7 protein-coding genes, 1 tRNA gene and 2 rRNA genes (1 of these 10 cut by a window edge) are annotated in these 18,626 nt (G+C 67.4%); 8 read left to right on the forward strand and 2 right to left on the reverse strand.

Features of this window, described 5'->3' with window-relative positions; all coding sequences use genetic code 11:
• From ACRAKF_RS28210 to ACRAKF_RS28220, 3 genes are all read left to right on the forward strand, one after another.
• Positions 1 to 2,899: ribosomal RNA gene (locus tag ACRAKF_RS28210) — 23S ribosomal RNA — on the forward strand (it extends 226 nt beyond the left edge of the window).
• An 85-nt stretch (positions 2,900 to 2,984) separates the two neighbouring features.
• Positions 2,985 to 3,101: ribosomal RNA gene (rrf, locus tag ACRAKF_RS28215) — 5S ribosomal RNA — on the forward strand.
• 117 nt (positions 3,102 to 3,218) lie between these two features.
• Positions 3,219 to 3,881, forward strand: coding sequence for a DegT/DnrJ/EryC1/StrS family aminotransferase (locus ACRAKF_RS28220; protein WP_447040343.1), 663 nt, complete (start codon positions 3,219 to 3,221; stop codon positions 3,879 to 3,881).
• 22 nt (positions 3,882 to 3,903) lie between these two features.
• On the opposite strand, the gene ACRAKF_RS28225 is transcribed toward ACRAKF_RS28220, so the two are convergent.
• Positions 3,904 to 4,821 (reverse strand): alpha/beta hydrolase family esterase, encoded by a 918-nt coding sequence (locus ACRAKF_RS28225; RefSeq protein ID WP_447040344.1) that lies wholly within the window; start codon positions 4,819 to 4,821, stop codon positions 3,904 to 3,906.
• 116 nt (positions 4,822 to 4,937) lie between these two features.
• Here ACRAKF_RS28225 and ACRAKF_RS28230 point away from each other — a divergent pair.
• Positions 4,938 to 5,010, forward strand: a tRNA-Thr gene (locus ACRAKF_RS28230).
• A 113-nt stretch (positions 5,011 to 5,123) separates the two neighbouring features.
• Here ACRAKF_RS28230 and ACRAKF_RS28235 read toward each other — a convergent pair.
• Positions 5,124 to 7,745, reverse strand: coding sequence for a SpoIIE family protein phosphatase (locus ACRAKF_RS28235; RefSeq protein ID WP_447040345.1), 2,622 nt, complete (start codon positions 7,743 to 7,745; stop codon positions 5,124 to 5,126).
• A gap of 318 nt (positions 7,746 to 8,063) precedes the next feature.
• On the opposite strand from ACRAKF_RS28235, the gene ACRAKF_RS28240 reads away from it, so the two are divergent.
• The 4 genes from ACRAKF_RS28240 (at position 8,064) to ACRAKF_RS28255 (ending at position 18,493) form a co-directional block, all read left to right on the forward strand.
• A complete protein-coding gene (locus ACRAKF_RS28240) occupies positions 8,064 to 13,571 on the forward strand; it encodes a HAMP domain-containing protein (protein WP_447040346.1) in 5,508 nt (1,835 codons plus the stop codon).
• A 244-nt stretch (positions 13,572 to 13,815) separates the two neighbouring features.
• Positions 13,816 to 14,499 carry a response regulator gene (locus ACRAKF_RS28245; RefSeq protein WP_369213789.1) on the forward strand — a complete coding sequence of 228 codons (684 nt, stop codon included), beginning with the start codon at positions 13,816 to 13,818 and terminating at the stop codon, positions 14,497 to 14,499.
• Between the two features lie 124 nt (positions 14,500 to 14,623).
• Positions 14,624 to 17,446, forward strand: a complete 2,823-nt coding sequence (locus tag ACRAKF_RS28250; RefSeq protein ID WP_447040347.1) for a DNA translocase FtsK — start codon at positions 14,624 to 14,626, stop codon at positions 17,444 to 17,446.
• 189 nt (positions 17,447 to 17,635) lie between these two features.
• Positions 17,636 to 18,493: a helix-turn-helix domain-containing protein gene (locus tag ACRAKF_RS28255; RefSeq protein WP_447040348.1), complete on the forward strand. Its 858-nt coding sequence runs from the start codon at positions 17,636 to 17,638 to the stop codon at positions 18,491 to 18,493.
• The last annotated feature ends 133 nt before the right edge of the window (positions 18,494 to 18,626 follow it).

The following is an 18,626-nucleotide window of genomic DNA, read 5'->3' on the forward strand; positions in this document are numbered from 1 at the left end:
ACAACCGTGATTCCGGGAGTAGTGGCGAGCGAAACCGGATGAGGCCAAACCGTATACGTGTGATACCCGGCAGGGGTTGCGTGTGCGGGGTTGTGGGATCTCTCTTTCACAGTCTGCCGGCTGTGAGGCGAGTCAGAAACCGTTGGTGTAGACGAAGGACATGCGAAAGGTCCGGCGTAGAGGGTAAGACCCCCGTAGTCGAAACATCAACGGCTCGTTTGAGAGACACCCAAGTAGCACGGGGCCCGAGAAATCCCGTGTGAATCTGGCGGGACCACCCGTTAAGCCTAAATATTCCCTGGTGACCGATAGCGGATAGTACCGTGAGGGAATGGTGAAAAGTACCGCGGGAGCGGAGTGAAATAGTACCTGAAACCGTGTGCCTACAAGCCGTGGGAGCGTCGCGCATCAAGCTTGCTTGGTGCGTCGTGACTGCGTGCCTTTTGAAGAATGAGCCTGCGAGTTTGCGGTGTGTTGCGAGGTTAACCCGTGTGGGGAAGCCGTAGCGAAAGCGAGTCCGAATAGGGCGATTTAGTAGCGCGCTCAAGACCCGAAGCGGAGTGATCTAGCCATGGGCAGGTTGAAGCGGCTGTAAGAGGTCGTGGAGGACCGAACCCACCAGGGTTGAAAACCTGGGGGATGACCTGTGGTTAGGGGTGAAAGGCCAATCAAACTCCGTGATAGCTGGTTCTCCCCGAAATGCATTTAGGTGCAGCGTCGTGTGTTTCTTGCCGGAGGTAGAGCACTGGATAGGCGATGGGCCCTACCGGGTTACTGACCTTAGCCAAACTCCGAATGCCGGTAAGTGAGAGCACGGCAGTGAGACTGTGGGGGATAAGCTCCATGGTCGAGAGGGAAACAGCCCAGAGCATCGACTAAGGCCCCTAAGCGTACGCTAAGTGGGAAAGGATGTGGAGTCGCACAGACAACCAGGAGGTTGGCTTAGAAGCAGCCACCCTTGAAAGAGTGCGTAATAGCTCACTGGTCTAGTGATTCCGCGCCGACAATGTAGCGGGGCTCAAGCGTACCGCCGAAGTCGTGTCATTGCAGCTATAGGGCCAACGCCCGCTGTGATGGGTAGGGGAGCGTCGTGTGCCGGGTGAAGCTGCAGCGGAAGCTAGTGGTGGACGGTTCACGAGTGAGAATGCAGGCATGAGTAGCGATACATACGTGAGAAACGTGTGCGCCGATTGACTAAGGGTTCCTGGGTCAAGCTGATCTGCCCAGGGTAAGTCGGGACCTAAGGCGAGGCCGACAGGCGTAGTCGATGGATAACCGGTTGATATTCCGGTACCCGCTGTGAAGCGTCAAACATCGAATCAGGCGATGCTAAGTCCGTGAAGCCGTCCCGATCTCTTCGGAGTTGAGGGAAGTGGTGGAGCCGACGGACCAGACTTGTAGTAGGTGAGTGATGGGGTGACGCAGGAAGGTAGTCCAGCCCGGGCGATGGTAGTCCCGGGGTAAGGGTGTAGGCCGTGTGATAGGTAAATCCGTCGCACATTAAGGCTGAGACCTGATGCCGAGCCGATTGTGGTGAAGTGGATGATCCTATGCTGTCGAGAAAAGCCTCTAGCGAGTTTCATGGCGGCCCGTACCCTAAACCGACTCAGGTGGTCAGGTAGAGAATACCGAGGCGTTCGGGTGAACTATGGTTAAGGAACTCGGCAAAATGCCCCCGTAACTTCGGGAGAAGGGGGGCCATCACCGGTGATGAGTCTTGCACTCTGAGCTGGGGGTGGCCGCAGAGACCAGCGAGAAGCGACTGTTTACTAAAAACACAGGTCCGTGCGAAGCCGTAAGGCGATGTATACGGACTGACGCCTGCCCGGTGCTGGAACGTTAAGGGGACCGGTTAGTGCGCTTTCGGGCGTGCGAAGCTGAGAACTTAAGCGCCAGTAAACGGCGGTGGTAACTATAACCATCCTAAGGTAGCGAAATTCCTTGTCGGGTAAGTTCCGACCTGCACGAATGGCGTAACGACTTCTCGACTGTCTCAACCATAGGCCCGGTGAAATTGCACTACGAGTAAAGATGCTCGTTTCGCGCAGAAGGACGGAAAGACCCCGGGACCTTTACTATAGTTTGATATTGGTGTTCGGTTCGGCTTGTGTAGGATAGGTGGGAGACTTTGAAGCGGGCACGCCAGTGTTCGTGGAGTCGCCGTTGAAATACCACTCTGGTCGTGCTGGATGTCTAACCTCGGTCCGTGATCCGGATCAGGGACAGTGTCTGATGGGTAGTTTAACTGGGGCGGTTGCCTCCTAAAGAGTAACGGAGGCGCCCAAAGGTTCCCTCAGCCTGGTTGGTAATCAGGTGTTGAGTGTAAGTGCACAAGGGAGCTTGACTGTGAGACCGACGGGTCGAGCAGGGACGAAAGTCGGGACTAGTGATCCGGCGGTGGCTTGTGGAAGCGCCGTCGCTCAACGGATAAAAGGTACCCCGGGGATAACAGGCTGATCTTCCCCAAGAGTCCATATCGACGGGATGGTTTGGCACCTCGATGTCGGCTCGTCGCATCCTGGGGCTGGAGTCGGTCCCAAGGGTTGGGCTGTTCGCCCATTAAAGCGGTACGCGAGCTGGGTTTAGAACGTCGTGAGACAGTTCGGTCCCTATCCTCTGTGCGCGTAGGAATATTGAGAAGGGCTGTCCCTAGTACGAGAGGACCGGGACGGACGAACCTCTGGTGTGCCAGTTGTCCTGCCAAGGGCATGGCTGGTTGGCTACGTTCGGAAAGGATAACCGCTGAAAGCATCTAAGCGGGAAGCCTGCTTCGAGATGAGTATTCCCACCCCCTTTGAGGGGTTAAGGCTCCCAGTAGACGACTGGGTTGATAGGCCAGATCTGGAAGCCCGGTAACGGGTGGAGGTGACTGGTACTAATAGGCCGAGGGCTTGTCCTCAGTTGCTCGCGTCCACTGTGTTGTTCTGAAACCACGAACAACCCCGTCATGCCACATGGCGGTGCGGTTGACAGTTTCATAGTGTTTCGGTGGTCATAGCATGAGGGAAACGCCCGGTTACATTCCGAACCCGGAAGCTAAGCCTCATAGCGCCGATGGTACTGCAGGGGGGACCCTGTGGGAGAGTAGGACGCCGCCGAACTCATCTTGATGAAGAGCTGGTCCCTGAACTTCGGTTCAGGGACCAGCTCTTTTTTGTTTTGCGTTACTTGCCGTTCACGTTGCGCCGCCAACATCCGGAGACATGAGGACAGTTGGGATGTTGCGCGCCGCCGGCATCGGTGCCGGTGACGAGGTCGTCGTTTCCGCGTACGGCGACGCCGAGGCCGCCGAAGCAGTGGTCCTCGCCGGAGCGATGCCGGTCTTCGCCGACATAGAGCCGGCGTCGTACTGCCTCGCCCCTGACGCCGTTGCCGCCGTGGTGAGCCCGCGTACGGCCGCCGTCATCGTCGAGCACCGCTTCGGGAACCAGGCCGACGTACGACGCCTGCGTGACGTAGGAGAACGACAGGGGCTGCTGGTACTGGAGCGGAACGAATCGGAGGCCCCGGGGGACGGACTCGCTCGCCGGCGGGCGCATGCCGCGTACCTCAGCGGACGGCTCAGCGGGGTCATGACGCCCGAGGACGCCGAGAAGCACAGCTATCAGCAGTACGTCGTGCGCGTGCCCGGGAACGGGCGGCCCGACCGGGACGCCTTCGCGCATGCTGTGCGTGCCCGCGGCGTCAACTGCTGGGTGCCGGTGAAGACACCGGTGCACCGGCTGCCGCAGTTCCGGCGGGACGTGTGCCTGCCGCAGACCGAGCGGGCCGCCGACGAGACGCTGGCCCTGCCGGTCGACGCCTCCATGTCGCGCCGCGACCTTCAGCGTGTCGTCTCCGCCTGCAACGCCCTCGGCGGCCTCCTGCAACCGGCCTTCTGAGGCCACCCCGCAGCCCGCAGCCCTATGACGACGTCTTCAGGGTGTGCTTCTCGAAGAACCGCCACATCGCGTCAGTGGCGTCGATACCGGCCTTTGGGTCGGACATGTCGCCGCCCGCGCCGTTCGGCCAGAAGTGGCCCATCTTCGGCAGTCGGTAGACGACCACCTCTGAGCCGTCCCGGCATTCGGCCGTCGTCTTGTTGATGCTGTTCTTGAGCCGCTGCCGGTCGCTCGGCACGCAGGACAGGCGTTTCTGCCACGTGTTGATGCCCGCGTCCATTCCGGCGTAGTGCTGGTCCAGGCCGCCGATGAAGGTCATCACCGACACCGGTGTCTTCGGCATGTAGGACTTCTTCTCCGCGTCCGTGCCCAGGTAGCCGCCGCTCACCGGGGCGATGGCCGCTAACGTTCCGGGGAGCTCCACGGCGAGTCTGTACGCCATGTCGCCGCCGTTGGAGATGCCTGTGGCGTAGACGCGCCCGGGATCGGCTTGCCGGCTTCCGATCAGCCTCTTCGTGATCGTACGGATGAAGCCGACATCGTCCTCGGTGCCGCAGCAGATCAACGCGTTGAAGCCCTGATTGAGGCCGTCGGGGTAGGCGACGAGGAACTTCTCCTCGTCGGCCTTGGAGTTCAGGCCACTGATCGCCGCCATGGCTTTGCCGTCGGACGGGTAGGGGTGCATGGCGATCACGAGGGGCAGTTTCTCCGCGCGGGTGTGACCGGGCGGGGTGTGGATCGTGTAGGCGCGCTTCTCGCCTTTCCAGAGGAGCGTGACCTTCTGGTCGCCGGGGCGGGGCGCCGGAGTGGATGTCGGCTTCTTGGCGGGCCCCGGTCTCGGGTCCGCGGAGCCGTTCGGTGAGCCGCAGGCCGCCAGGGGCACCAGCAGGGCCGAGGCCATGAGCGAGGACGCGAGGCGCGTACGGAGTCGGGGCGACATGCGCGCAGGGTGGCAGCGAAGGCGGGGGCGGTCCAGAGGAATGGGCGGTTCGAACGGGTGCGGAATTCAGGTATGATCTATTCCGTTGCCGCGGGGAAAACCCCCGGGCGCAGCAGGCCCCTATAGCTCAGTCGGTAGAGCGTCTCCATGGTAAGGAGAAGGTCAGCGGTTCGATTCCGCTTGGGGGCTCAATTGATGAAGGCCTCCGCCCTGTTGGGCGGGGGCCTTCAGTGCGTTCAGGGCCGATCGCGTTCAGGGCCGGTCGCGGCCGGGCCGGGGCACCCGGAGGCGCCCCGGCGCGGTCAGTCCTTCTGGAGGCCGGGGACGCGCATCGCGAGGATGGCCATGTCGTCTGAGGGGGCGTCGGAGGCGAAGCGCTCCACCGCGCGCATGATGCGGGCCGCCACCGCGCCGGCCGTCAGGCCCGTGCAGGTCGTGAGAACGTCCGCGAGGCCGTCGTCGCCGAGCATGCGGGTGCCCTCACGGCGCTCGGTGACGCCGTCGGTGACGCAGAGGAGGACGTCGCCGGGGTCGAGCGTCATCGTCTGCTCGTACAGTTCGAGGTCCTCCATGACACCGAGCAGCGGCTGCGGTTCCGCGTACGGCTCGACCGTGCCGTCCTGGCGCAGGCGGAGCGGGAGCGGGTGTCCCGCGCAGACGACCTTCAGGACCGCCGAGCCGTCCTCCTGGGGCCACAGCTCGCCGTACAGGAGCGTCAGGAAGCGGCTGCGGGCGCCCTCGTCGAGGATCGCGGCGTTCAGGCGCTCCAGGACCGCGGGGCCGCCGAAGCCCTCGCGGGCGAGCAGGCGCAGCGCGTGCCGGGCCAGGCCCGTGACGGCGGCGGCCTCCGGGCCCGTGCCGCAGACGTCGCCGATCGCGAAGCCGTAGGCCCCGTCGCGGATGGGGAAGAGGTCGTAGAAGTCGCCGCCGACTTCGTTGCCCTCGCCGGCCGCGCGGTAGATGACGTCGACCTCGACGCCCGGGACCTGCGGGAGACCGGGTGGCAGCAGGCTGCGCTGGAGGGACTGGCTGATCGCCGTGCGCTCGGAGTAGAGCCGGGCGTTGTCGAGGGCGAGGGCGGCCCGGCGGGAGAGATCTTCGGCCAATTCCAGGATCTCTTGGCGGAAGTGCTCGTCGGAGGGCTTACCGAGCGTGAGCATGCCGATGACGCGGTTGCGGGCCACCAGGGGCAGGACGACCGTCTCGCCGCCCACCGCGGACGCCGTGGAGAGGGTGGTGCCGATGCCCGAGCCCACGGTCATGGGTTCGCCGAGGCCGAGGCTGCGCATGGAGGTGCGGAGCGCCGCCTGGTGCGCGGCCTCGGAGGGAGCCGCCCAGATGCGGGCGCCGGGGGTGGGGACCGGGTCGGGCGGGGCGATCTTGGAGAGGAGGGCCTTGAGGCCGTCGATGCGCTCCTCGTCCTCGTGCAGGACGTACGAGAGGTAGGGCTCGGCCGACTGGTCGGCGATGGTGTAGACGGCGCACCAGGTGGCGAGCGTCGGGACCGTCATCTGGGCCATGAGGGCCAGGGTCTGGTCGCGGTCCAGGGTGCCCGCGAGGAGGTCGGAGGCCTCGACGAGGAAGGAGAGCGAGCCGCGGCGGAGCCGTTCGAGCTCGCCGAGGCGCGCGGACTCCACGGCCAGGGCGATGCGGTCGGCGGCGAACTGGAGGCGCAGGGCCTCTTCGTTCGAGTACCGGTCGGGGGACTCGGCGGCGACGCCGAGGGAGCCGGTGAGGCGGCCCTCGACCTTGAGGGGGACGGTGACGACGGAGCGCATGCCCGTGCCGCTGAGGAGCGGGACGGCTCCGGGGACGACCGTGAGGTCCTCGTGGACGGCCGGCATGCGGGCCGAGCCGTAGCGTCCGGGGCCCGCCTCGACGGGGACGCGGGCGAAGCGCTGGGTGGCCGACGGCAGGCCCGTGGAGGCGCGGACCTCCAGCTCGGTCTCGTCGTCGGTGGCGAGGAGGAGGAAGGCGGCGTCGCCGTCGAGCATGTCACGGGCGCGCTCGACGGTGCGCTGGAGCAGGCCGTCGAGATCGTCGGGGGCGGGGGAGCCGATGAAGACCTCGAAGGGGTCCGTGGCGTTCGGCTCGTTGAGGGTGGCCTGCTCGGGTGCCGCGCCGCGCAGCGGCGTCTGGAGCACGGCGCGCTCGTCGTCCCGTACGAGGAGGCAGACCGTGGACGGCTCGCCGGCGGTGTCGCGGACCCGCAGGTGGGAGGCGTACACGGGGATCACGCGGCCGTGGGAGCCGCGGATGCCGTAGCTGCCCTCCCAGCGTGAGAGCTGGAGGGCTTCGGCGATGCCGGTGCTGGTGCCGGGGGTGTGCGGCCAGGCCGCGAGGTCGTTGAGCGGTTTGCCGAGGATCTTGTCGGCGGCGTATCCGAAGAGGTCCTCGGCGTCCTCGTTCCAGGCGGAGACCGCGCCGGCGCTGTCGATCTGGATGACGGCGACGCGGACCCTGCTGTCGGCGACGGGGAGCAGCTCGGCGGGGAGCGCGGGGCCCGCGGTGCGGGTGCCCACGCGGCGGTGGGGGAGGTCGAGTTGGAACCAGACCTGTTTGTGGGTGGGCGTGTACTCGACGCCCCAGCGGGTGGCGAGCGCGGCGCAGAGCTGGAGGCCGCGGCCGCCCTCGCGGTCGGGGCTGCCCATGTTCACGGAGGACTGCTGGAGCGGGATCTCGCGTTCCGGATAGCGGTCGGAGACCTCGATGCGCGCGGCGTCCTCGGTGCGCAGGCAGAGGACGTCGGCCGCGGTGCCCGCGTGCACGACGGCGTTGGTGACCAGTTCGCTGGTGAGGACGACGGCGTCGTCGACGATGTCGGTGAAACCCCAGCCCTGCAAGGTGTCACGGACGAAGGCGCGGGCCGTCGCGACGGAACGCCCGACGGGGTCGAAAGTCGCAGCCGCGCGTGCGGTGATCACAGCACTCCTCGTACGAGTATCGACGCCCAGTTCTCCCGAACTCATGGTGCGGCCGCCCCTCCGATGCCCGCTTGTTCGTGTACCACCGCCCTGGCCGGGCAGGACCGGGGTGGTTGGACAGCCGGATGCAAGGTTACTTACCTTCGCCGTCCATGCTGATGCCGGTCGTCAGTGTTTTCCGCCCGGAGGGTGTGCGGACGGTGTGCGAAGCTGCCGAACTGTTATGGCCTGGTTCGGCCATGGTGAAACACTGGGCAAGCTTCATGGAGACAGCCTGAGCAGCTCAAGCAGTAGGTCGACCCTTGCGGGAGGGACACAGTGGAGTCTGGCGCAGCGACGCGGGGCACTGACACGCGCGCGAAAGACGGACAGTCCCTGAACAAACAGCGCAAACCGCGCCAGGGAGCACAGGCCTCCGTTGACGCGGCGGCCCTGAACAGGCTGCTCGCAGCCCTGGCGGCGATGCGGGACGGCAACTTCCGCAAGCGGCTCACGGTCTCCGGCGACGACGTCATGTCGGAGATCGCCGCGGTCTTCAACGAGGTGGCCGACCGGAATCTGCACCTGACGGGTGAGCTTTCGCGGGTGCGGCGCATGGTCGGACGTGAGGGAAAACTCACGGAACGCCTGGAGAGCGGAGCGAGCGAGGGCTCGTGGGCGACCGCCATCGACGCGTCGAACGCCCTCGTGGACGATCTCGTACGTCCTGTCTCCGAGGTCGGCCGTGTCCTGTCCGCGGTGGCGGACGGTGACCTGGAGCAGCGCATGGAGCTGCGGGCGCAGGGGGCCGACGGGAACGGGCATCCGCTGCGGGGCGAGTTCCTGAAGGTCGGGCGTACGGTCAACAACCTCGTCGACCAGCTCTCCACGTTCACCGACGAGGTCACGCGTGTGGCCAGTGAGGTCGGTACGGAGGGCAAGCTCGGCGGGCAGGCCAGGGTGCGCGGCATGTCCGGTTCGTGGAAGGACCTCACGGACTCCGTCAACACGATGGCGTACCGCCTGACCGCACAAGTTCGCGACATCGCGCTCGTGACGACGGCTGTGGCGAAGGGTGATCTGTCCCGAAAGGTCACGGTTCATGTCGCCGGCGAGATGCTGGAGCTGAAGAACACCGTCAACACGATGGTGGACCAGCTCTCCTCGTTCTCGTCCGAGGTGACGCGCGTGGCCCGCGAGGTGGGCACGGAGGGCGAGCTCGGCGGCCAGGCGCAGGTGCCGGGCGTGGCGGGCGTGTGGAAGGACCTCACCGATTCGGTGAACCTCATGGCCGGCAACCTCACCGCTCAGGTGCGCGGGATCGCGCAGGTCACGACGGCGGTCGCGAACGGCGACCTGTCGCGGAAGGTCACGGTCTCCGCGCGCGGCGAGGTGGCGCAGCTCGCCGAGACCATCAACCAGATGACCGAGACGCTGCGGACCTTCGCGGACGAGGTCACGCGCGTGGCCAACGAAGTGGGCGCGGAGGGGCAGCTCGGCGGCCAGGCGAACGTGCCGGGTGCGGCGGGCACCTGGAAGGACCTCACGGACTCGGTCAACACGGTCTTCCGCAACCTCACCACGCAGGTGCGGGACATCGCGCAGGTGACGACGGCGGTCGCGAACGGCGATCTGTCGCAGAAGGTCACCGTCGACGTCGCGGGCGAGATGCTCGAACTGAAGAACACCGTGAACACGATGGTGGACCAGCTCTCCGCCTTCGGATCGGAAGTCACGCGCGTGGCGCGGGAGATCGGCGTCGAGGGCGAGCTCGGCGGCCAGGCGCAGGTGCAGGGCGCGGCCGGTACGTGGAAGGACCTCACCGACTCGGTGAACACCGCCTTCCGCAACCTCACGGGCCAGGTCCGCAACATCGCGCAGGTGACGACGGCGGTCGCGAACGGTGATCTGTCGCAGAAGGTCACCGTCGACGTGTCCGGCGAGATGCTCCAGCTCAAGAACACCGTCAACACGATGGTGGACCAGCTGTCGTCCTTCGCCGACCAGGTCACGCGGATGGCGCGGGACGTGGGCACCGAGGGCCGGCTCGGCGGGCAGGCGCGCGTGGACGGCGTGAGCGGCACCTGGAAGGACCTCACCGACTCCGTCAACTTCATGGCGGGGAACCTGACGTCGCAGGTGCGGCAGATCGCCCAGGTCACCACGGCGGTGGCGCGCGGTGACCTGTCCCAGAAGATCGAGGTCGACGCCCGGGGCGAGATCCTGGAGCTGAAGAACACCATCAACACGATGGTCGACCAGCTCTCCGCCTTCGCCGACCAGGTGACGCGCGTGGCCCGCGAGGTGGGCACGGAGGGGCGCCTCGGCGGTCAGGCGCAGGTGCCGGGCGTGGCCGGTGTGTGGCGCGACCTGACGGACTCCGTGAACGGCATGGCGGGCAACCTCACCGCCCAGGTGCGCAACATCGCGCAGGTCGCGACGGCGGTGGCCCGCGGTGACCTGTCCCAGAAGATCGACGTGGACGCGCGCGGCGAGATCCTGGAGCTGAAGAACACCCTGAACACGATGGTGGACCAGCTCTCCGCCTTCGCGGAGCAGGTCACGCGGGTCTCCCGCGAGGTGGGCACGGACGGCATCCTCGGCGGCCAGGCCGAGGTCCAGGGCGTCTCGGGCACCTGGAAGGACCTCACGCAGTCAGTGAACGGCATGGCGAACAACCTCACCCTCCAGGTGCGGAACATCGCCGAGGTCACGACGGCCGTCGCCATGGGAGACCTCTCCAAGAAGATCACCGTCGACGCCAAGGGCGAGATCCTCGAACTCGTCACGACCGTGAACACGATGGTCGACCAGCTCTCCTCGTTCGCCGAGCAGGTCACGCGCGTGGCCCGCGAAGTGGGCACCGAGGGGCAGCTCGGCGGCCAGGCACGGGTGCCGGGCGTCACCGGCATCTGGAAGGACCTGAGCGACAACGTCAACCTGATGGCCAACAACCTGACCAGCCAGGTGCGGAACATCTCCCAGGTCTCGGCGGCGGTCGCCAACGGAGACCTCACCAAGAAGGTCACGGTCGAGGCGCGCGGCGAGGTGGCGCAGCTCGCCGACACGGTCAACACCATGGTGACGACGCTGAGTTCGTTCGCCGACGAGGTCACGCGCGTGGCCCGCGAGGTGGGCACGGACGGCATTCTGGGCGGCCAGGCGCGGGTCCCCGGCGTCTCCGGCACGTGGAAGGACCTTACCGAGTCGGTGAACTCGATGGCGTCGAACCTGACCGGACAGGTCCGCAACATCGCGATGGTGACCACCGCGATCGCCAAGGGCGACCTCACCAAGAAGATCGACATCGACGCCCGGGGCGAGATCCTGGAGCTCAAGACCACCATCAACACGATGGTCGACCAGCTCTCGTCCTTCGCCGAGCAGGTCACCAGGGTCGCCCGCGAGGTGGGCACCGAAGGGCAGCTCGGCGGCCAGGCACGCGTGCGTGACGTGGACGGGACCTGGCGCGACCTCACCGAGTCGGTCAACGAGATGGCCGGAAACCTCACACGTCAGGTGCGGGCCATCGCGAAGGTCGCGACCGCGGTGACCCGCGGCGACCTCAACCTGAAGATCGAGGTCGACGCGGCGGGCGAGATCCAGGCTCTCCAGGACAACATCAACACCATGATCGCGAACCTTCGCGACACCACTCTCGCCAACAAGGAACAGGACTGGCTCAAGGGCAACCTGGCGCGGATCTCCGGTCTGATGCAGGGCCGCCGCGACCTGGAGGACGTCGCCTCGCTGATCATGAGCGAGCTGACGCCCGTGGTCTCCGCGCAGCACGGCGCGTTCTTCCTTGCGCTGCCCACGGACGACGCCAAGGACCTGGGAGCCGACCAGGAGGACGCGTACGAGCTGCGCATGCTGGGCAGCTACGGCTACTCCATGGGGTCCATGCCGACGTCGTTCCGGCCCGGCGAGACCCTGATCGGCACGGCGGCGAAGGAGCGGCGCACGATCCTCGTGGAGAACGCGCCCTCGGGCTATCTGCGGATCGCCTCCGGCCTCGGCGAGGCACCGCCCGCGCAGGTCATCGTGTTGCCGGTGCTCTTCGAAGGAACCGTCCTCGGTGTGATCGAGCTGGCCGCGTTCCAGCCCTTCACGCACATCCAGAAGGACTTCCTCAGCCAGATCGCCGAGATGATCGCGACGAGCGTCAACACCATCAGCGTCAACACGAAGACCGAGGTGCTGCTCAAGCAGTCGCAGGAGCTGACCGAGCAGCTCCGCGAGCGCTCGGCTGAATTGGAGAGCCGGCAGAAGGCGCTCCAGGACTCCAACGCGGAGCTGGAGGAGAAGGCCGAGCTGCTCGCCCAGCAGAACCGCGACATCGAGGTCAAGAACACCGAGATCGAGGAGGCGCGGCAGGTCCTCGAGGAGCGCGCCGAGCAGCTCGCGGTCTCGATGCGCTACAAGTCCGAGTTCCTGGCGAACATGTCGCACGAGCTGCGCACGCCGCTCAACTCCCTGCTGATCCTCGCCAAGTTGCTGGCCGACAACGCGGACTCGAACCTGACCCCCAAGCAGGTGGAGTTCGCCGAGACCATCCATGGAGCGGGTTCGGACCTGCTCCAGCTCATCAACGACATCCTCGATCTGTCGAAGGTCGAGGCGGGCAAGATGGACGTCTCCCCGACACGCATCGCCCTGGTCCAACTCGTCGACTACGTAGAGGCCACTTTCCGGCCGTTGACCGCGGAGAAGGGGCTCGACTTCTCCGTACGGGTGTCACCGGAACTGTCGGCGACCCTGCACACGGACGAGCAGCGGCTGCTCCAGGTGCTGCGCAACCTCCTCTCCAACGCGGTGAAGTTCACCGACTCCGGAGCGGTCGAACTGGTCATCCGGCACGCCAACCGCGACGTGCCCGACGCCATCAGGGAGCAGCTCCTGGAGGCGGGCTCGCTGCGGGACGCGGGGGCCGATCTCATCGCCTTCTCGGTGATGGACACCGGCATCGGCATCGCGGCCAGCAAGATGCGCGTGATCTTCGAGGCGTTCAAGCAGGCCGACGGCACGACCAGCCGGAAGTACGGCGGCACGGGGCTCGGCCTGTCCATCAGCCGGGAGATCGCGCGGCTGCTCGGCGGTGAGATCTACGCTCAGAGCGAACCGGGCCGCGGCTCGACCTTCACGCTGTATTTGCCCCTGCACCCCAGCGAACTGCCTCCGCAGGGCTACTCCCAGCTGGCCCCCGTACCCGGCGCGCCGGAGCTCCCGGCCCTGGAGGAGGGCGCCGGGGCCGAGGCCACGGCTCAGGCCGAGGGGACCCTGCCGCGGCGTGAGGCACCCGCCCCGCCCGCTTCGCTCTTCCGGCGGCGCAGGCGGGCCGCGTCCGCCCCGGAGCAGCAGCCGGCGCTGCCGGGTCAGCAGCCCGGTGCCCCGGCGCCGGAGGAGCACTCGCAGGAGCCGTGGCCCGCGGCGAGCCAGGAGACGGCTCCGGGCAGGCCCAGTTTCCGCTTCGGCGGCGAGAAGGTGCTGATCGTCGACGACGACATCCGCAACGTCTTCGCGCTCACCAGCGTCCTGGAGCAGCACGGCCTGTCGGTGCTGTACGCGGAGAACGGCCGCGAGGGCATCGAGGTGCTCGAACAGCACGACGACGTCACCGTCGTCCTGATGGACATCATGATGCCGGAGATGGACGGGTACGCGACGACGACGGCGATCCGCAGGATGCCGCAGTTCGCCGGGCTCCCGATCATCGCGCTCACCGCGAAGGCGATGAAGGGCGACCGGGAGAAGGCGATCGACTCCGGCGCGTCGGACTACGTCACGAAGCCGGTCGACCCGGATCATCTGTTGTCGGTGATGGAGCAGTGGATGCGCGGTCAATGACCGAGAACCGGCTTCGTCACGCGGAGTTGCTGACACAGTGTGGTGGAGGTCGTGTAGAACGGCGGTATTCGGGGAACCTTCTGGTCTCCCACCGCGTTTCTGCTACGTGCACGGTGACATCGCGGTGACAGGGTGTGGCGACAGGCGGGGTGCGGCTACCATGACCGGCACAAGGACGGGCGGCGCAAGGGAGTCGTCCTCTGGGGCGGCACCCGGTGTTTCGCCGGGGCGAGGAGGGCGGGCCATGGTGCAGAAGGCCAAGATCCTCCTGGTCGATGACCGGCCGGAGAATCTGCTGGCGCTGGAGGCCATCCTCTCTGCGCTCGATCAGACACTGGTGAGGGCATCGTCCGGGGAGGAAGCGCTCAAAGCACTGCTGACGGACGACTTCGCCGTCATTCTGCTGGACGTACAGATGCCAGGAATGGACGGTTTCGAAACCGCGGCGCACATCAAGCGGCGGGAGCGGACCCGGGACATCCCGATCATCTTCCTCACCGCCATCAACCACGGACCGCACCACACCTTCCGCGGTTACGCGGCGGGTGCGGTGGACTACATCTCCAAGCCGTTCGACCCGTGGGTGCTGCGCGCGAAGGTCTCGGTCTTCGTCGAGCTGTACATGAAGAACTGTCAACTGCGCGAGCAGGCGGCGCTGCTGCGCCTCCAGCTGGAGGGCGGCGGCAAGCCCGCGGCGGGTGACGCGAAGGAACCGGCCGGACTGCTCGCCGAGCTGTCGGCGCGGCTCGCGGCCGTCGAGGAGCAGGCCGAGGCGCTCTCCAAGCAGCTCGACGACGAGTCGGCGGACGCGGCGGCGGTGGCCACCGCGGCCCATCTCGAACGCAAACTGACCGGTCTGCGCCGCGCCCTTGACGCCCTGGAGCCCGGCACCGGCAGCGGCGCCCCTTCCGTCCCCTCGCAGAACTGAGGCGGCACGTCGCCCCGCGGTCCCGGTGAGCTTCCGTCAGTTCCCCGCCACCGCAGGGCGACACAGACGGGTGAAGCAGTAGGCACACGTGTCCACAGAGGTCGACAAAGGTAACCTCACACACATGGCCTCACGTCAGCCCGCAGCCAAGAAGACGCCCGCGAAGAAGGCGGCAGCGCCGACGAAGGCTTTGGCGAAGAGGCCCGCCGCCAAACCGCCGGCCAAGAAGGCGGCAGCGAAGAAGGCGCCGGCGAAGAAAGCCGCCGCGAAGAAGCCCGCGCCCAAGCCGGCTCCCAAGCCGGCACCCAGCCCCACGGGGGGCGTGTACCGCATGGCGCGCGCCGTCTGGCTCGGCATCGCGCACGCGGTCGGAGCGATGTTCCGCGGCATAGGGCGCGGCGCCAAGGGGCTCGACCCCGCGCACCGCAAGGACGGCCTCGCGCTGCTGCTGCTGGGCGTCGCGCTGATCGTCGCCGCGGGCACCTGGTCGAACCTCCGGGGCCCGGTCGGTGACCTGGTGGAGATCCTGGTGACCGGCGCCTTCGGCCGCCTGGACCTGCTCGTGCCGCTGCTGCTCGGCGCCATCGCCGTACGGCTCATCCGCCACCCCGAGCGGCCCGAGGCGAACGGCCGGATCGTGATCGGCCTCTCCGCCCTGGTCATCGGCGTCCTCGGCCAGGTCCACATCGCGTGCGACTCACCCGCCCGCAGCTCCGGCATGCAGGCGATAAGGGACGCGGGCGGCCTGATCGGCTGGGGTTCGGCCACGCCCCTGATCTTCACCATGGGCGAGATCCTCGCGGTGCCGCTCCTTGTGCTCCTCACCGTCTTCGGGCTGCTCGTCGTCACGGCGACGCCGGTCAACGCCATCCCGCAGCGGCTGCGGGCCCTCGGCGTCAGGCTCGGCGTGGTCCAGCCGGAGCCCGAGGCCGAGCTGTACGACGACGACGAGGAGCGCTACGAGGAGCAGTGGCGCGAGGCGCTGCCCGCGCGGTCCTCGCGGCGCCGTGCTCCCGCGCCCGACGCGTACGCCCCCGACCAGGCCGAGGAAGAGGCGCTCACCAAGCGCCGCAGGCCGCGCAGGACCCCCGTACAGCCGGACATGAACCGGCCGATGGACGCCGTGGACGTGGCGGCAGCGGCGGCCGCCTCGCTCGACGGTGCCGTACTGCACGGGATGCCGCCCTCGCCCCTGGTCGCCGACCTGACGCAGGGCGTGTCCGGGGAGCGCGAGGACCGGCGGGAGGAGCAGGCGCAGCCCGACGAGCGGGAGCGCACGGCGCCCGTGCCGAGCGCGCGCGTCACGGAGGCGCCGGCACGCGACGAGGACGCCCCGGTGCCCGGCAAGCTGAAGAAGAAGCGGCAGAACGCGCCGGGAGCGGCCGAGAGCGCCGTACCCGACCTCACCAAGTCCGCGCCCGCCGCCCCCCGCGAGCTGCCGCCGCGCGCCGAGCAGCTCCAGCTCGCCGGGGACATCACGTACTCACTGCCCGCGCTCGACCTGCTGGAGCGCGGCGGCCCCGGCAAGTCCCGCAGCGCCGCGAACGACGCGGTCGTGAGCTCCCTGTCGAACGTCTTCACGGAGTTCAAGGTCGACGCCAACGTCACCGGCTTCACCCGGGGCCCGACGGTCACGCGCTACGAGATCGAGCTGGGCCCCGCCGTGAAGGTCGAGAAGATCACGGCGCTCGCCAAGAACATCGCGTACGCCGTCGCGTCCCCGGACGTGCGGATCATCTCGCCCATCCCCGGAAAGTCCGCGGTCGGCATCGAGATCCCGAACTCCGACCGCGAGATGGTCAACGTGGGCGACGTGCTGCGGCTCGCGGACGCGGCCGAGGACGATCACCCCATGCTGGTGGCGCTCGGCAAGGACGTCGAGGGCGGCTTCGTCATGGCGAACATGGCGAAGATGCCGCACATCCTGGTCGCCGGTGCCACCGGCTCCGGCAAGTCCTCGTGCATCAACTGCCTGATCACCTCGATCATGATGCGGGCGACCCCCGAGGACGTACGGATGGTCCTGGTCGACCCCAAGCGCGTCGAGCTCACCGCGTACGAGGGCATCCCGCACCTGATCACGCCCATCATCACCAACCCGAAGAAGGCCGCGGAGGCGCTCCAGTGGGTCGTGCGCGAGATGGACCTGCGCTACGACGACCTGGCGGCCTTCGGCTACCGGCACATCGACGACTTCAACCGGGCCGTCCGCGAGGGCAAGCTCAAGACGCCGGAGGGCAGCGAGCGGGAGCTGCACCCGTACCCGTACCTGCTGGTGATCGTCGACGAGCTCGCCGACCTCATGATGGTCGCGCCGCGCGACGTGGAGGACTCCATCGTCCGCATCACCCAGCTCGCGCGCGCGGCCGGCATCCACCTGGTGCTCGCCACGCAGCGCCCCTCGGTCGACGTCGTGACCGGTCTGATCAAGGCGAACGTGCCCTCGCGGCTCGCCTTCGCGACCTCCTCGCTCGCCGACAGCCGGGTCATCCTCGACCAGCCGGGCGCGGAGAAGCTCATCGGCAAGGGTGACGGTCTGTTCCTGCCCATGGGGGCGAACAAGCCCACCCGTATGCAGGGCGCCTTCGTCACCGAGGACGAGATCCACGCGGTGGTCCAGCACTGCAAGGACCAGATGGCGCCCGTCTTCCGCGACGACGTGACCGTCGGCACCAAGCAGAAGAAGGAGATCGACGAGGACATCGGCGATGACCTCGACCTCCTCTGTCAGGCCGCTGAGCTGGTGGTTTCCACCCAGTTCGGGTCCACGTCGATGCTCCAGCGCAAGCTGCGCGTCGGTTTCGCCAAGGCCGGACGGCTGATGGACCTCATGGAGTCGCGCAGCATCGTGGGTCCGAGCGAGGGTTCCAAGGCGCGTGACGTTCTCGTGAAACCCGACGAGCTGGATGGCGTGCTCGCCGTGATCCGCGGGGAGGCTCACCCGTAAGGGTGTGGCAGGCAACCGTTTCCCCTCGACACACGTCAAGTTGAGGGAGACAAGAGCATGATGTCGCACCATCGGTATGTCAGGCCATTCCGATGGCGTACAAAGTCCGTCCGTCCGGTTGCCCCACCCTTTCCGGGCCCCCCTAAACTGAACCTCCGGCAGGTGGCTACACGCTCGAAAGGCGCCCCCGTGTCCATCGGCAACTCCCCTGAAGACGACCGACCTTCAGACGACCGCCTCGACCGCCCCGACCGCCGGGCCGACGAGCCCTCCATCGGCCATGTCCTGCGCCAGGCACGCGTCAATGCCAGGTTGACGGTGGACGAAGTCAGTACGTCAACGCGGGTGCGTGTCCCGATCGTGCTCGCGATCGAAGAGGACGACTTCTCCCGGTGCGGCGGCGACGTGTACGCGCGCGGGCACATCGGTACCCTGGCGCGCGCCGTCGGCCTCGATCCCGCCCCGCTGGTCGCCCAGTACGACGCCGGGCACGGCGGCCATCCGCCCGTTCCCACGCCGGCCGCGCCCCTCTTCGAGGCCGAGCGCATCCGCTCCGAACCGCGCAGGCCGAACTGGACCGCCGCCATGGTCGCCGCGATCGTCGCGGTGGTCGGCTTCGTCGGCTTCACCGCGTTCACCGGCGGCGACGACGAGGGCGGCGGCCAGAGGTCGATGGCCGAGGGTGCCGCGCCCGCCACCAGCAAGGCCGCCGAGAAGCCCAAGCCGAACAAGCCCGCCGACCCCAAGCCCGACCCCTCGGACAGCGCCATCGCCGGCGTCCCGCGCGACAAGGTCACGGTCAAGGTCACCGCCGCGGACGGCCGGAGCTGGATCTCCGCCAAGGACCACAGCGGCCGCACCCTCTTCGACGGCGTACTGGAAGCGGGCCAGGACAAGACGTTCCAGGACAAGCAGAAGATCGACCTCATCCTGGGCGACGCGGGCGCGATCGAGCTGTACGTGAACGGCAAGCAGGTCGACAACGAATTCGAGCCCGGCCAGGTGGAGCGCCTCACCTACACGAAGGGCGACCCGGAGGTCGGCTGACCAGCCCCTCCGCAGCCCGTGACCTGGGCGGCGACCGGGGTGCGGTGACGGGCGGGTGAAGCGGCGCCGACCGGGGGCCGACCACCCGGTAACCCTGGCGGCCGGGGTCGCGGCGCGGACAAAGTAGTCTTGA

It is taken from the genome of Streptomyces sp. DSM 118878 (genome assembly GCF_052936595.1).

Bases quoted from the DNA above. Each gene is read 5' to 3' on its own strand.
- ACRAKF_RS28220 (WP_447040343.1), top strand. From the start codon at position 3,219: ATGTTGCGCGCCGCCGGCATCGGTGCCGGTGACGAGGTCGTCGTTTCC.
- ACRAKF_RS28250 (WP_447040347.1), top strand. From the start codon at position 14,624: ATGGCCTCACGTCAGCCCGCAGCCAAGAAGACGCCCGCGAAGAAGGCG.
- ACRAKF_RS28245 (WP_369213789.1), top strand. From the start codon at position 13,816: ATGGTGCAGAAGGCCAAGATCCTCCTGGTCGATGACCGGCCGGAGAAT.
- ACRAKF_RS28225 (WP_447040344.1), bottom strand. From the start codon at position 4,821: ATGTCGCCCCGACTCCGTACGCGCCTCGCGTCCTCGCTCATGGCCTCG.